The organism is Alcaligenes faecalis (genome assembly GCF_002443155.1).
Lineage (GTDB): Bacteria > Pseudomonadota > Gammaproteobacteria > Burkholderiales > Burkholderiaceae_B > Alcaligenes > Alcaligenes faecalis.
The window spans coordinates 1,238,261-1,252,728 of the sequence record NZ_CP023667.1; the positions used below are offsets into that span (position 1 = coordinate 1,238,261).

General features: G+C 55.7%; 16 protein-coding genes and 1 tRNA gene. 5 read left to right on the top strand and 12 right to left on the bottom strand.

Going from position 1 to position 14,468, the window contains the following annotated elements:
* Nucleotides 1-61: 61 nt before the first annotated feature.
* Nucleotides 62-1,402, bottom strand: coding sequence for a magnesium transporter (gene mgtE, locus CPY64_RS05660; RefSeq protein ID WP_042488927.1), 1,341 nt, complete (start codon nucleotides 1,400-1,402; stop codon nucleotides 62-64).
* 483 nt (nucleotides 1,403-1,885) lie between these two features.
* Here mgtE and cnbZ point away from each other — a divergent pair, with 483 nt between their 5' ends.
* A complete protein-coding gene (cnbZ, locus tag CPY64_RS05665; protein ID WP_042488924.1) occupies nucleotides 1,886-2,647 on the top strand; it encodes a 2-amino-5-chloromuconate deaminase CnbZ in 762 nt (253 codons plus the stop codon).
* 64 nt (nucleotides 2,648-2,711) lie between these two features.
* Here the strand turns inward: cnbZ and nhaA are convergent, their stop codons facing one another.
* The 8 genes from nhaA to CPY64_RS05705 all read right to left on the bottom strand — a co-directional run bounded on the left by nhaA (nucleotide 2,712) and on the right by CPY64_RS05705 (nucleotide 8,553).
* On the bottom strand, nucleotides 2,712-4,076 hold the full coding sequence (nhaA, locus tag CPY64_RS05670) for a Na+/H+ antiporter NhaA (protein WP_042488921.1): 1,365 nt from the start codon (nucleotides 4,074-4,076) through the stop codon (nucleotides 2,712-2,714).
* Between the two features lie 118 nt (nucleotides 4,077-4,194).
* The gene (dtd, locus tag CPY64_RS05675) at nucleotides 4,195-4,653 is read right to left on the bottom strand and encodes a D-aminoacyl-tRNA deacylase (RefSeq protein ID WP_042488918.1); all 459 of its coding nucleotides are present in this window, start codon (nucleotides 4,651-4,653) and stop codon (nucleotides 4,195-4,197) included.
* Between the two features lie 15 nt (nucleotides 4,654-4,668).
* Nucleotides 4,669-5,013: a DMT family transporter gene (locus tag CPY64_RS05680; protein WP_042488916.1), complete on the bottom strand. Its 345-nt coding sequence runs from the start codon at nucleotides 5,011-5,013 to the stop codon at nucleotides 4,669-4,671.
* Nucleotides 5,014-5,019: 6 nt separating this feature from the next.
* A complete protein-coding gene (locus CPY64_RS05685) occupies nucleotides 5,020-5,538 on the bottom strand; it encodes a DedA family protein (RefSeq protein ID WP_042488913.1) in 519 nt (172 codons plus the stop codon).
* A gap of 36 nt (nucleotides 5,539-5,574) precedes the next feature.
* A complete protein-coding gene (locus CPY64_RS05690) occupies nucleotides 5,575-6,045 on the bottom strand; it encodes a GNAT family N-acetyltransferase (protein WP_042488910.1) in 471 nt (156 codons plus the stop codon).
* Nucleotides 6,042-6,443, bottom strand: coding sequence for a YchJ family protein (locus CPY64_RS05695; protein ID WP_042488906.1), 402 nt, complete (start codon nucleotides 6,441-6,443; stop codon nucleotides 6,042-6,044). The genes CPY64_RS05690 and CPY64_RS05695 overlap by 4 nt, the downstream gene beginning before the upstream one ends.
* A gap of 336 nt (nucleotides 6,444-6,779) precedes the next feature.
* Complete coding sequence (gene loiP / locus CPY64_RS05700; RefSeq protein WP_042488904.1) at nucleotides 6,780-7,538, bottom strand: metalloprotease LoiP; 759 nt, start codon at nucleotides 7,536-7,538, stop codon at nucleotides 6,780-6,782.
* A 175-nt stretch (nucleotides 7,539-7,713) separates the two neighbouring features.
* Nucleotides 7,714-8,553, bottom strand: coding sequence for an MFS transporter (locus tag CPY64_RS05705; RefSeq protein WP_232623233.1), 840 nt, complete (start codon nucleotides 8,551-8,553; stop codon nucleotides 7,714-7,716).
* A 312-nt stretch (nucleotides 8,554-8,865) separates the two neighbouring features.
* Between CPY64_RS05705 and CPY64_RS05710 the strand changes: the two genes are divergently transcribed.
* Complete coding sequence (locus CPY64_RS05710) at nucleotides 8,866-10,056, top strand: ISL3 family transposase (RefSeq protein WP_042489565.1); 1,191 nt, start codon at nucleotides 8,866-8,868, stop codon at nucleotides 10,054-10,056.
* 184 nt (nucleotides 10,057-10,240) lie between these two features.
* Here CPY64_RS05710 and CPY64_RS05715 read toward each other — a convergent pair.
* Nucleotides 10,241-10,319: transfer RNA gene (locus CPY64_RS05715), tRNA-Ile, on the bottom strand.
* A gap of 786 nt (nucleotides 10,320-11,105) precedes the next feature.
* On the opposite strand from CPY64_RS05715, the gene CPY64_RS05730 reads away from it, so the two are divergent.
* Nucleotides 11,106-11,372 carry a hypothetical protein gene (locus CPY64_RS05730; protein ID WP_042488002.1) on the top strand — a complete coding sequence of 89 codons (267 nt, stop codon included), beginning with the start codon at nucleotides 11,106-11,108 and terminating at the stop codon, nucleotides 11,370-11,372.
* Between the two features lie 124 nt (nucleotides 11,373-11,496).
* On the opposite strand, the gene CPY64_RS05735 is transcribed toward CPY64_RS05730, so the two are convergent.
* Nucleotides 11,497-12,027 (bottom strand): P-loop NTPase family protein, encoded by a 531-nt coding sequence (locus tag CPY64_RS05735; RefSeq protein WP_042487999.1) that lies wholly within the window; start codon nucleotides 12,025-12,027, stop codon nucleotides 11,497-11,499.
* 277 nt (nucleotides 12,028-12,304) lie between these two features.
* Between CPY64_RS05735 and CPY64_RS05740 the strand changes: the two genes are divergently transcribed.
* Together CPY64_RS05740 and CPY64_RS05745 are read left to right on the top strand one after the other, a co-directional pair.
* Nucleotides 12,305-12,670 (top strand): YgiW/YdeI family stress tolerance OB fold protein, encoded by a 366-nt coding sequence (locus CPY64_RS05740; protein WP_042487996.1) that lies wholly within the window; start codon nucleotides 12,305-12,307, stop codon nucleotides 12,668-12,670.
* A gap of 118 nt (nucleotides 12,671-12,788) precedes the next feature.
* Nucleotides 12,789-13,133 carry a DMT family protein gene (locus CPY64_RS05745; RefSeq protein ID WP_021446759.1) on the top strand — a complete coding sequence of 115 codons (345 nt, stop codon included), beginning with the start codon at nucleotides 12,789-12,791 and terminating at the stop codon, nucleotides 13,131-13,133.
* A gap of 440 nt (nucleotides 13,134-13,573) precedes the next feature.
* Here CPY64_RS05745 and CPY64_RS05750 read toward each other — a convergent pair whose 3' ends face one another.
* Complete coding sequence (locus CPY64_RS05750) at nucleotides 13,574-14,389, bottom strand: META and DUF4377 domain-containing protein (protein WP_042487993.1); 816 nt, start codon at nucleotides 14,387-14,389, stop codon at nucleotides 13,574-13,576.
* Nucleotides 14,390-14,468 lie beyond the last annotated feature (79 nt).

A 14,468-nucleotide genomic window follows, 5' to 3' on the forward strand; every position in this document is an offset into this window, starting at 1 on the left:
GTTACCGAGTTTGTCTCTTACTGTGCAGTTTTTTGTATGGATTGAACAAAAATATTCATGGCTAGAGCAGCGTTCCGGTCAAGAGCAGCGCGGCGACGGAGAAATAAATGACCAAACCGAGCACGTCCACCAGAGTCGCCACCAAGGGCGCCGAGGCGCTGGCCGGGTCGAAACCGACGCGTTGCAAGATAAAGGGCAGCATGGAGCCGATGCAGGAACCAAAGGTCACAATCCCGACCAGGGCCAGCCAGATGGTGAAGGCAATCAGCAAGGAATGTTCGCCGTAGTCGTACAGGCCCAGGTGCTGCCAGATTTCAATACGGACAAAGCCGATCGCCCCCAACATGGTGCCCAGCACCAGGCCCACAGGCAGTTCGCGCAGCAGGACACGCCACCAGTCGCGCACCCGGACTTCACCCAGGGCCAGACCGCGAATCAGCAAGGAAGTGGCCTGCGAGCCGGAGTTACCGCCGGAGCTCATGATCAAGGGAATGAACATGGCCAGGACGACGGCCTTTTCCAGCTGTATTTCGTAGTACTGCATGGCACTGGCGGTCAGCATTTCACCCAGGAACAGAATGGCCAGCCAGCCTCCCCGTTTGCGAATCATGGTGCTAAAGCCCGCTTGCAGATAGGGTTTGCCAATATGTTCGGCACCCCCGAAGCGGTTCATGTCTTCGGCGGCCTCGTCCATCAGGGCGTCGATCACGTCGTCTACCGTCACAATGCCGATGATGGCATTGGCCTCGTCCACCACTGGAATGGCCAGAAAGTCGTGGCGGCGTATCAGTTGGGCCACGGCCTCCTTGTCCGTCAGGGCCTGCACGGCAATGGGGCTGTCGCCACTCCACAACTCGGTCAGGGCCGCTTGCGGGTCGGCGCACACCAGCTTGCGCAAAGGCACCACAAATTGCAGTTGTTGCTTGTCGTTGACCACATAGATGGCATAGACCGTTTCGCGGGTACTTTCCACTTCCCGAATGTGCTGCAAGGTTTGTGCCACATTCCAGCTCATGGGCACTTGCAGAAACTCGGTAGTCATGATGCCGCCGGCTGTGTCTGCCGGATAGTGCATCAGACGCATGATGGAGGTGCGGGTGCGCTGGGTCAGGCGGCCAAGAATCTGCTCCTGATCTTCATGGTCCAGGTCTTGCAGCAAGTCGGCCATTCGGTCTTCGGCCAGTTGCTCCAGGACTGGCAGGCGCTCGGGACGTGTCAGCTCTGTCAACAGCGCACTGGCCCAACGCAGCTCCGGTACTTCCAGCAAGGCCTGCAAACGTTCGTTATCCAGTTCCTGGGCAGCGAGCAGCGCGGGGCCTTGCTCCAGCTGATTCAGGGCCAGAACAATATCGGCAATCGGGGTTTGGGGGCCAAGTAGCTCAGTTGATGGATGCGTGGACATGCAATACTCCAGTGGGCGTGCAGGTACAGGGTCTTGAATTCGGGAGGCTGGCTCCGGGTCAACAGACCGTAAAGCGAACCGGCTCAGTTCGCATGAAACTCGCTAGGATAGCTTTCTTTGCGAATACGTGCTGCCCAGGCCGGGCGCAGGAAACGCCAGGCCGCTGCATTTTGTCTGGAAAATTGCTGATGCTGTGGTCTAAGTATGTCTGTGAATCGATCCATGATTTGCCCATAGAACCGCTCAGTGCAATACCAAGCTGAAAATCAGCATGATGAAGAATATCGCCATCGTAGGGAGGTCTGGACGGGAAGTCAAAGCGATTGCAATGATGCGCAAACAAATGATTTGTGCTGTTAAGGTGGGGGTTGCGCCCTTGCATCGAACTTGAGACGGTTCAGAGGGTGCTATAGTGCCCGCTTTGCCGCATAACGGCGATTCGACCCAGGCGGGCCAGTGCCCACTACACGATCAGGAACAACCATGAGCAATGCGATTAATTTTGACAAAGGCAACTACCGCTTCATTCCGACCGGCGTGAACCGCTTTTCGGGCGGGGTGGCCGCTCAGCCCGGTTACGAGATCTGCCGGGTCGTGTTTTCTGCCCCCGTGCCACTGAAAGAAGGCTTTGACCTGATTCAGGCCGTGCTGGAAGCGGAAGAGCGTCCGTTGACGGCTTTGTGCGCTTGCGAGCTGCGCTCCCCTGAGCCAGTCAGCGACAGCGATTTCAACAAATTCAATGAGCTGTACCTGGAAACGCTGAAAGAATGGGGCCTGATCAAAGGCAAACACAATCCGGTCGCGCGCAGCAATGTGTCGCCTTTGGTAGGCGCGCCTGCCGAGCCCAGCTTTTACGCCTTCAGCTACACGGTGGAAACCGATATTGAGGAAGCGACCTTTGTGATTGCGGGCAGCTGCGAAGTACCCGAAACGCCCGATGACTATATAGAGAGCATTGTGGCTTATCAGGACGTATCGCCTGAGGGCTTGCTGAAGAAAGCTCAGTGGGTTCTGGGTGAAATGGAGCGTCGTCTGGAAGTGCTGGGCCACGAGTGGGCTGATACCACCGCAACCCATGCCTACACCGTGCACAATCTGCACCCCTTCATGGCCAGCGAGCTGGCCAATCGTGGTGCGATCAGCCATGGCCTGGGCTGGCACCTGGCGCGTCCCCCGGTCAAGGATCTGGAATATGAAATGGATTGCCGCCGCATCCTGAACGAGCGTGTGCTGACCATTGATTAATTGATCAGTCCCCCAAAAAAACAGGCCCACATCAATGTGGGCCTGTTTTTTTATGTCTGGTTGCTTATGCCTGGCTATACGCTGCCTGGCTGGCAGACTGCTGATAGCGACGACGCACCATCAGACCCCATGCCAGGCCCAGTACCGCGGACGCCAACGAGCCGCACAGAACGCCCAGCTTGGCCGCGTCCAGCAGAACCGGCTCGGCAAAGGCCAGGTTGGCCACAAAGATGGACATGGTAAAGCCGATACCGGCCAGCAAACCAATCAGGGTGACGCCTGCCCAGTCCATGCCGGCAGGCAGGGTGCACAGACCCAGGCGCACGGGCAACCAGGTGCCCAGCAGGACGCCCAAGGGCTTGCCCACAATCAGGGCAATGGCCACGCCAAACAGTGCGCTTTGTGCGCCAGCAGCATTCAGGTCCAGGCCATTGAGGCTGACCCCGGCATTGGCCAGGGCAAACACCGGCATGATGATGAACGCCACCCAAGGATGCAACAGTGCAGGAATACGCTGAACCGGCGGCAGGATTTCACGTTGGGCCAGCTGCATCTTCTGCAAGGTGTGCATGATTTCCTGGGTGTCGTGCTGACCTTCCAGCTTGGTCGCCAGTTCCAGATTCAGGTGACGGGCCTTGCGCGGCAGAGGCAGGGCGCGCACAGGACTCATCATGCCCAGGACCACACCGGCCAGGGTGGGGTGGGCACCTGTTTTCAGCAGGCCAAACCACAAGATCGCGCCGGGAACGACATAGGCCCAGGCCGAGCCAATGCCCATTTTTTGCAGGCCCAGAACCGCCACAATCCCAACACCTGCAATCAGGAAAGCGCTGTAGTCCAGACCGCCGGAGTAAAAGAAGGCGATGATCAGGATGGCGACCAGGTCGTCAATAATGGCCAGCGCCAGCAAGAATACCCGTAAGCTGGGAGGCAGTGAGCGGCCCAGCAAAGCCAGTACGCCGACGGCAAAGGCAATATCGGTGGCGGTAGGAATGGCCCAACCCATCAGCACTTTCGGGTCTGGGTTCATGGCCGCGTAGATCAGTGCAGGCAAGGTAATGGCGGACAGCGCTGCACAGATAGGCAGCATGGCCGAGCGCCAGTCGGACAGGGCGCCATCGTGAATCTCGCGGCGAATCTCCATGCCGACAACCAGGAAAAACAGGGTCATCAAAATGTCGTTGACCCAAAAATGCAGATCTTGCGAGAAACGCCAGGAGCCCAGCTCCAGGGTGACCTGGGTATGCCAGAGGGCTGAGTAGCTATCAGAAAACGAAGAGTTGGCCCAGATCAGGGCCACGGCTGCAGCCAGCAGCAAAACGACCCCGCCCAAGGCTTCGATATGCAAAAGGCGCTGCAATTGAGCTTGAAGCTGGCGGGTCAGAACATGGGCACGCGGCAAGGGCGCACCGGGGGAAGGGTGGGACATGGTCGGCAAATCTCCACAAGGCGGCCCGACCTTGCGTATGTAATTAACCTGCCTTGCTGCACCATGCCAGCAAAACACCCTGCGCAATTATAGGGATGGAGTTTCTTTAAGGCAAACGTCAGCTTGGGTTGGTGTCCGGAGCGATGTGCAAGGGAATGGTGACTGGACCATCGTTGGTCAGACTCAATTGCATATCGGCGCCAAACACACCGCACTGTGTGTCAGGCAGGCGGGTACGGGCCATGGAAACCAGTTCATCAAACAAGGGTTGGCTGATAGCAGGGGGCGCCGCACGGCTAAAACCGGGACGGTTACCCTTGCGTGTGTCGGCAGCCAAGGTAAATTGGCTGACCAGCAAGAGCTGGCCGCCGGCTTGCAACAGGTTCAGATTCATCTTGCCCTGCTCGTCCGAGAAAATGCGCAGAGCCAATAATTTGTCCAGCAAACGTGAGGCTTGCTCGCTGGTATCGCCGTGTTCGGCACAGACCAGAACGGCCATGCCAGCACCAATTTTTGCAACGGTCTGCTTGTCGATATCGACTTGAGCCTGGCGTACGCGTTGAATCAGGGCAATCATGTTTACTTATCCGAATTAATGGCCGACGGCTTTGGAAAACAGGTTCACAATCAGCACGCCCACCACAATAAAGCCAATGCCAATCATGGCGGCCAAGTCCAGTTTCTGCTTGAAGACGACCCAGCCGATCAGCGAAATCAGCACAATACCCACGCCACTCCAGATGGCATAGGCCACCCCGACCGGCATGACGCGCAGGCTAAGCGACAGGAAATAAAACGCGCCCGCATAAAAGAGCACGGTAAACGCACTGGGTACTACTTGGGTGAACTGCTCAGAGCGCTGCAGCAGGCTGGTGGCGATGATCTCGAAGATAATCGCGATGAATAAATGCAGGTAGGCGAGGCTGACAGGGGTCATGGAAAATCAGGGTTGAAAACTGAACCAGCCGGGAAGCAGCAGAACGCTGGCCCATAAGGCGGCCGAAGCCCAGGATGATATATGAAAGCTGAGGGGCGACATGGCACAGGTGCCGGCAATCAAGGGGACTGTCGAGCGCAAAGGCCCCACAAAACGACAGGCCACAATACTAAACCATCCCCAACGCGCAAAAAACGCCTGTGCTTTCGCATACAGGTGCAAACGCTTGCGCGCCCACTCAAAGTGGAACAGGTTGCCCCCGTAGCGCTGGCCCAGAAAAAAGGAAATGGCATTGCCAATGCCAGCACCCAAGGTGACGGCCAGCCAGACAGGCAATAAATCCATTTCGCCGGCGCCCACCAGGGCCCCAACGGACAGCAGGATGGCGGTGCCGGGAATGATGAGGGCTAAAAAGGGCAGGGATTCAACCAGGCACAGCGCAAACACGGCGGGAGCGACCCATTGAGGATGCGCGCTGATCAGCGCCGTGGCTTGTTCTGCAAAATTGCTTAAAGTGCTCAGCATATCAACCAGAAGGAAGGGACAGCGATGCGCTGTCCTTTAGTTCAGGGCAAGGCTTAGAATCAGACGGTCCTTGTGCTGCAAACCGTCCTCAAACAGGGCCTCGTCGTAATGGTGCAGGAAATAATCCGATTCAACAGCGACCACCCGAAAGCCGGCGCGTTGATAGAAAAAAATTGGGTAGCCAATGGTGCCGGTAGCAACGTACAAGGTCTGCCCGCCTTGCTGGCGCACATAATCAATCACGGCAGACAGCAGCGTGGCACCCAGCCCATGACCTTGATGGGAGGGCTGAACGGCAATGTTCATCAGCTCCCAATCCCGAGCATTTCTGCGCTGCAAAATAGCCGCTGCCACAATTTCACCCTGATCCTTGATGCACCAGGCGTGAGGCGTGTCCCGGTAGCCTTCAATCAGACGAATGCTGGGGTCTGCTTCCAGAAGCAAAGCCATGGGCAGGCTGGAGCCATGGATCTGCTCCACTTGTTCTGGCTTGCTGGGCTGGCTCATGAAAAATCCCCGTCCACATAAAACCATTGGCCTTGCTCAAGGACAAAACGGCTGACTTCATGCAGACGATTTGCCCGGCCATTCAAGCGGTTGCGAGCCACAAACTCCACAATGGCTTCCGTGTCGGAAACACGCTCATGACGCCGCAGGTCCAGGCCCAGCCATTGCAAACCCTGCGGATTAGGTTCCAGTGAATGGGGGCGAGTGGAGCTATGCCAAGTGGCCAGCAGGTAGTCCAGATCGTCCCGTACAAAAGCACTGTAACGTGAACGCATCAAGGTGGCGGCATCGGGGGCTTGCAAGTAGTGAGGGCCTTGGTGCCAAGGGCCACAACAGGCTTCGTAGGTATTGGAACTGCCGCAGGGGCAGGAGTTTTTTGAAGAGGAAGACTTTTTCAAGAGCGTAGCTGCCAAGACCAAAGAATGGCACAAGCATACCTGAAAGCAGGTACTGGTTTATGGCGCCCCCCGCGACGAAAAGTAACTGCTTTCAGGCTATGTCTTGCCGTGCCTGGATTGTGATTCAGTTTGGGGCGTTCGAGCTAGTACGGGTACGGATGCTGGGTGATTGGTTCTCCCGAGAACCAAAAAGTTCCGAACCGATGTTTGTCGTGAGGTCAGCGGCTCCTTCCATGATTCGCCATCTCTGACAGTTTGGGCAGGCGTGCATCATAAAAAAACCCGCCCGCAAAAGCGGACGGGTTACAGGCATGCTGCTTGCTACGTCGACTGGGCTTATTTGGCCGCGTCGATGCGCTGTTGCATGCGCTGGGCGCGTTCCTTGGAGCCGGGGTGCGAGCTCATCACGCTGCTTTCACCACCATCCAGGGCAGCCAGTTTTTCAAAGGCAGAGACCAGACCTTGGGTCTTGAGTTTGCGCTCGGTCAGCAGTTCAAAGGAATAATCGTCAGCGTCGGACTCTTGCGACTGCGAGAACTGAGCGTTCAGGAAGGCTTCGGACAGCTCGCCCAATTGGCTGGAGTTCAGTTGAGCAACCACGCCGTTACCGGTAGCGGCAGCCGCGTCACGGGCAGCGGACAGACCGTAGGCGGTTTGCATGGCTTTCTTGCTGTGGCCCAGTTCAACGTGGCCCATTTCGTGACCGATCACGCCGCGCAGTTCGTCGTCGTTCATCTTGTCCATCAGACCGGCGTAAACACGGATACAACCGTTGGCCATGGCCCAGGCGTTCACTTCCTGAGTCTGGTAAACCTTGAAGTTTGGTGTTTGACCGTTCAACTGTTTCGTCAAAGGTTTAACGACACGTTGCAGGCGCTTGTTGTACTTGCTGTTGGCGCTGGCCACTTTGTTTTCAGCGTCCATCTGCTTGCAAGATTGATCAGACAGGGCAATCACTTCCTGATCGGACAAATTGAACGCCTGGACAGCCTTGCTGCCCGCACCCACCATGCCACCCACATCCATTGTCTGGCAGCCTGCCGTCAGGCCAGCGACGGCCAGCATAGCGGCCAATGCACCCATACGAAAAGTCATGAACTTCCCCTTCTACTTATAAAAAGAGAAGCGATTTTAATGACTAGGCAGCGAAGGATTCCCATATAAAACAATCTTTAACAATTGTTGTTTATGTACTTACGGTTATATAAAAGACGTTGGGCGGCACGATAAGCGATTTTGGCTGCTTTTAAGGGCAGGGAGCGGGTGGGATTCAGCGAGATGGACGAGCAGCAATAAAGGCCAACAGCACGGACAGTGCTGCCAGAAAGGCCGCTGCGACTGGCAGGGACGCCACAGAAAACCGATTCAATACGAATCCCCCAAAGGCGGTTCCCAGTCCTACACCAATATGCATGGCAGAGAAATTCAGACTGATGCCGGCCTGGGAGGACTCGCTGTCAGTACGTATCAAAAAGCTTTGTACAACCGGAGAAATCATCCAGCTGATACAGCACCAGAGGAGCAACATGAGGCTGCCCAGCCAAAGCAGATGATTCAGCAAGAAAGGCAAGGAGAGCAGGGCCCCGAGATAAAGAGTCGGGACAAGCTTCAAGGCGAGGGCTGCAGGTAAACGATCCGCTAGACGCCCACCTGCATAGCCCCCCAGGACACCCGCCAGGCCCATTATGCCGAAGGCGTAGGCGGATCCTTCTGGCGTTAGCGCTTCAACATCCAGTAAATAAGGCAGCAGGTACGCAAATAGTGCAAAGTGGCCCGCGATCATTAATACAGATACGCCTTGGGCGGCCAGCAAACGCCTATTGGCCAAATGCCGACGGTATGAAAGTTGCATCTTTGTGTCTGGTTCGCTTGTCGGGATATAGCGCCAGGACAGCAGCAGAACCACAGTTGCGACAGCGGCCAGCATGCTAAATACGCTGCGCCAGCCGCTCCATTGGCCCAGCATCATGCCTATTGGCACCCCCAGTACGAGTGAGCCGCTGATTCCCATAAAAATAAGGCCGATGGCACGGCCTCGCAACGAAGCGGGAACCAGTTTTGTGATGAGGGTAGTGGCAAGTACACAGACCACGGCACTGGCGCACGCCATGATCATTCTTGCCAGAAACAACAGCGTGAAGGGCGGCCAGGACATTGCCAAAGACGAACAGCGCCAAGGCACTCAAGTACAGGGGACGAGGGCGTATCTGATGCCCCAATAAAGGTACGCAGGGGGCCATCAAGGCAAAGCTCAGGGAAAAAACTGCTGTTAACTGGCCAGCGAGGGCCACGGAGACGTGCAAGCCGGATGCCACCTCGAGTACCAGGCCGACAATGATATGGCTCTACATCATAAAAGGGGGACGATCGACATTCGCTAGACTTGTTTTTGCGAAGAACCTGTCTAACGGAAGCAATGCCGATGTCCCCAATCGATTCTATCCTAGGGATCCCTGGGCTGGTGGTCCAGGCTGTCAAACGAACAAAGGATATTCATGTATGGGCGCGGCCGCGTAAGCGGCCCGCCTGCTTGCATTGCGCAGGCAACCAAGTGCGCATCAAGGCGACTCATCAACGCACGCTCAAGCACACGCGACAGGGCAATAAGCTGGTCGTGCTGCACCTGCGCGTTCCCAAGTACCACTGCACCGACTGCAACCGGTATTTTCGCCACCGTTTCGCCGGGATTCTGCCCCGGCTACGTTCGACCGAGACGTATCGGTTGGAGGTCTTTGAGGCCCACGAGGGTGGCGTGAGTCAGCGCAAGCTGACCCATACGCACCGCGTCGGTAGTGCGACGGTGGAGCGCTGGTATCAGTCGTTCATCAAGCGACGCGTGTCGGAGCTCTCTGGGCGCAGCTGCCCGCAGGTGCTTGGGATTGATGAACACTTCTTCACTCGCAAACGCGGTTACGCCACCACGCTGGTCGACCTGAAGAATCACAAAGTATTCGATGTCGTGTTGGGCCGCTCAGAGGCGAGTTTGCGCAGCTATTTGAAACGCTTGCCGGGTAAGGAGAATGTGCGGGTGATCGTGATGGATCTGTCCGAGACGTATCGCCGGATCGCTCAGCAGTACTTCCCCAATGCCATCATCGTGGCTGACCGTTTCCATGTCGTGCGCCTGGTGAACCAGCACTTCCTGAAGCTGTGGCAGCAGTATGACCCCCAGGGTCGCAAGAACCGGGGGTTGCTCAGCCTGATGCGCCGTCACCATTGGAAGCTGACCGCCATGCAGAAGGAGAATCTGCATCAGTACTTGGCTCAGGAGCCGGTGCTGCGGGCGCTGTACTTCGCCAAGCAGCAGTTAAATGGATTCTTGGTGATGAAGAGCTTGAAAAGAAAGAGGGCTCAAAAGATGATGCCCCAATTCCTGGCGTTGATTGAGCAGTTTGAGCAGAGCCCGGCCAGGGCGCTGGCCGCCACATTAAAATCATGGCTCGAACCCATCGTCAGGATGTGGCGATTCACCAAGTCCAACGGCATTACTGAAGGCTTCCACACCAAGATGGAAATGCTCTCACGCCGTGCGTATGGGTTCAGGAACTTTGAGAATTACCGCATGAGAGTCTTGGCTCAGTGCGGGTGGAGCGGTGTGATCAACCGTGTCTAGTGAATGCGCATCCCCCGCTTATGGGGTAGAGCCCTCTTTTTCCTCTGAACGTGATGACCACGCCAGAACACACCGACGTGGTTAAACCAGGCGATCGGGTTTCGAGGCAGAGCTTCGGTTATCCCTGAATGAATAAAAGCCGCAGATTGTGCGGCTTTGAGATACAGGTGCAGCTTGAAATGGATGGTGCCCCCCCCGTGAGTCGAACACGGCACCAACGGATTATGAGTCCGCTGCTCTAACCAAGCATGAGCTAGAGGGGCAACAAGTCCGCAATTATTACATAAAGTCCGTGTTTATGCCTAGCGACGCGGCGCTCGGAGCAAGAGATTGGGGCCTGCGGGAAGCGAACCGTATTTGCTCGCGATTGGTAGCACCTTGTTGTGTGTCCTTGGAGCACAATAAGCGCGTCTAAAACCCAGAGAATAATGATGAAAACACTTATTTTGGCTTTGACCATGACGGCTGTTCTGTCCGCCTGTGCCGTCCATACTCCCAGGGGTTCGGTCATTGTGGATCCAGACGGGCACGGTGGATATGGCCAGCGTCACTGTCCACCCGGACAGGCTAAAAAGGGCAATTGCTAAGCAAGCCCTTCAGGCGGCATTCTTATTTGCGTTGATAGCGTTTGCTACCTGTGCTGGTTTCACAATAACGTCCTCCGCGTGGGCCCGTGCAATAGGTGCCACTGGAGCAGGAGCAAGCGCTACCAGAGCGCAGCGCTTGGGGAGCAGGCTGCGAACTTCGTCCCGCTGTGCCGGTGTAGGCGGGGCAAGATCGCTTGCTGCCACTGGCAGAACCGTCACGGCATACAAAAACCTCCCCCTCGCAATGGGAAATACCGCCTTTCTTGCCTGAGCAGGGGGTGTTTCTTGCCTGAATACTGAGAGGAAGCAATGCCATGATCAGGCACAGTAACAAGCATTTCATTGTTGTCTCGCATGTCAGGGATGAGCTGGAGCCCCTGATGGTCTTGCCATAAAAAGAGCATTGAAAAATAATAGTTTTTTATGCTCTGCTATAGCTGAAATTTTGTTTTGGATGTTGTCATGCGAATCTTAATGCTTGTTCCCGCCTTATTGCTAGCCGCTTGCCAAACTACGGCACCCCCCGAGACAGTGGGCAGCGAAGCGTGGCTGGAAAAGGTGGATCGCCAGTTGGCTGTTTCTGATGGGCAAGGGCACGGTCCCGACTACGGCTCGCAGGAGTGGTGCAACGTGGTCCATATCCGTTTGTATGGTCAGCACCCGGTACAGCCTGTACCTTGCGATCAGGCCTGGATGGAGACGGTCAATCAGGAAATGAATAAGCGTTAAGGAAGGGGGGCAGATTGTTTTAAGCAGCCGATTTATTCTCAAAGCATAGATGATATAGCGTAGTAACTATGTTGAGCACAGACCACTGTGTTCCCTTGAAGTTATGATGAGTGCCTTTAATTTCTCATCGTTCCAAGCCTTCACACTGATAAAACTGCTTCAGTTCGCGGGGGCTGCCTAGTCTGACTTTAGGCAAGGTGCTTGCGTCAAAAATGCTTAGGTACTTATGGCGGTTGGGCGGAGTGACGATGGCAATGTGGCGGATCATTTGCCATTTCACGCTGTCTTTACCCCCTTCCAGGGCACCCCGACGGTTGCGCTCAAACAGGGTGCGTCGAAAGTAGCGCAGCAGGCTGGTAGCGGTGGAGACCTCTAGCACGATAAAGCCGGTAGCGCGCTCCAGGCGTGGGGCCAAGTGACGTGTGTAGTTGCCTTCCATCACCCATTGCTCCTGTGCTATAGCGGCCTGATGCAGCGCGATAAAGTCTGCTTCGGGGCGGGGAACCCAGTTAGTGTGGGGCAGGTGGTAGAGCTGATCCAGATGCACGGCCGGGATGGCCAGTTTGTGTTCGATAGCGTCAGCCAGGGTGGATTTCCCGCTATTGGACGGGCCAAGAATGCAGATGCGAGGGCCTAGTTTCTCAAGAAGGGGCATGGAGCAGGTGTAGTGCTGGTTTGTTGAGGAAGCAGGTGGTGGAGACGGGGCAGGGGCGAAGTGAGTCTATCACTGCCTCACCATGGTCGGGCAGGCCAGATCTTGGCTGCGAGGTGCCGCAATGGGTTCATCGTGATGGCGGCAGCCGTGGATAGTAAACGCGCGTCACGATGTCGCGTCTGGTAACAAGGCGAGCCCCACAGCGCGGCTTTCATAAGGACACTGATGATATCTGCTGTTATGGTGGAGCTTCAAGCCATGAACAAAGGGAGTCTTTATGTCCAGTTACCTCAAGTTGCGCTCGGCCGTGGCGCTGGCTTTGTCTTCGGCTGTATTGTCGTTTCCCGCCCATGCCCAATATACGGGGCCTTCAGAGATTGCTCAGATCACAGTCGCGGAGATTTTAAAGAACCCGGTCGATGATCAGGATGTACGGATTCAGGGACATCTTCTGCGTCAAACCGCGCACGACAAGTTTTTGTTTTCTGATGGCACCGGCGAGATCGTGGCGGAGATCAAAGCCAAGCATTTTGCGGGTCAGACTTTGGATGAGAAAACCAAGGTGGAGCTGATTGGCGAGGTGGATACCAGTCTTAAACGGGCCCCCGAAATCGAGGTGGACTTCCTGAAGATTGTGGAGTGAGGCAACTCGCTTGATACCCCGCCTTTCTGCTGCCTGATTATCCCCATAGGCGTTGATCCAATGTGACGCTACACTGGCCGGGTCGCGGCGCAGGCCGCTTTTTATCCCCGTGTCCAGAATGGCTAAGATCCTCCCCATCTTGATGTTGGTCGTCTCCAATGTGTTCATGACCATTGCCTGGTATGGGCACCTGAAGTATCCCAATAGCCCTTTGCTGAAAGTCGTGCTGATCAGCTGGGGGATCGCCCTGGTGGAGTATTGTCTGGCGGTGCCGGCCAATCGTTTGGGGCATACCGTCTACAGTGCTGCACAGTTAAAGACCATGCAGGAAGTCATTACCTTGCTGGTGTTTGTGGTGTTCTCGGTGCTGTATCTGAAAGAGAGCTTTACGCTTAACCATCTGCTTGGCTTTACGCTGATTGGGGCCGGTGCATTTTTTATATTTTATGGGCCGCTGAAATAAGGTCAGCCTCATCACGGTTTCTTTCGTTCAAGCGCTAGTGCCTGCGACAGGAATTAAAAAGCCCGGTGTGACGTCAATGCGATCCGCCGGGCTATTTTTTGTCTTGAGAGCATGTGCAGGCACAAAAAAAAAGCCTCGCATGTCGCAAGGCCTGAAGCCGGATAAATAGGGAGGTGAAAAATGTTATCCGGTATTTCCATACTACGGATGGGCAGGCCTGCTGACTAGGTTCAAAGCATAGCAGTGAGTAACTATTTGTGGCTTCGAACCTGCTGTTTCTTATGGAGTTTTACTTATCTGAAACAGGGGGGCTTGCTGCCTGAATCAGATAAAAAACATCCCTGAAACAAATACCCCCAAGGCCGGAAAGAACACCAGCCTTGGGGGCGTTTGATCAGGCCGTCATTATAGATAGTGCTTAGACGAGCTTGTCGCCTGGCTTAGTTGCCGACTTGCTCAGACTCCACCACCATGTCCAGTACATCGGCCTTGGACGAAGCGTCTGCAGGCACGTTCTTCAGCTCGTAGCGGTTGATACGCAGCACGTTACGAACCCCTGGTGTGTGGGTGTAACCCTCGATGTCACCGTAGTAGTACATCCATTCGCCCGTGTGGGTTTTGAGGCCGGAGTCGTTGTACTGGATTTCACGTACTTTCAGGCACTGGTAGTTGGGCATCATCGGGTGCGAACACGCTTCGCGCTGAGCAGCCACTTCCAGGAATACGCGCGTTGGTTCGCTGCCGTAACGGGTAGTGGCGGTAGGCTCACCCTTCAGGCGCCATTTACTTCCATCCTTGAAGTTCAGGGTCAGGACAGGAGCTGGATTGTCCGGAGAGGAATCAGCCTTGGCCATGCTCCAGTCCGTTGCGGTAGGCAAGAGTTTGCCCACGGCTTGTTCGTTGCGCATCAACTCGGGGTCCGAGCACATTTTCATGGTGCTGACAGGCGAGGTGAAGGTGATTTTGGAGCCCTTGACGGTGTAGCCACTCCCCAGGACGTTACACAGATTGTCGACCGACATCATGGTATCGGTGAAATTCAGGGTGACTTGCTCGCCGCCAGCGCCTGGAATGGCGGGGGCTGGCTGGCCGTCTTTGCCGGTCGTGGCAAACAGACGCCAGTGATAAGCCTGCAGGGAAATTTCTTTATCCATCTGGCGCTCGGAAGTTGTGTTGCTGTTGTTGCCAGGAGCCGCACAAGCGGCCAAACCCATTAAGGCCAGTGAACCAATCGTCAACTTGAGGGTGTTTTTCATGGGTGGTTTCCTTGATGAGTCAAAGGGCTGTTTCGAGGGTTTAGCCCAGAGGTGAAAAGAAAAGCAATCAGAGCCAGGG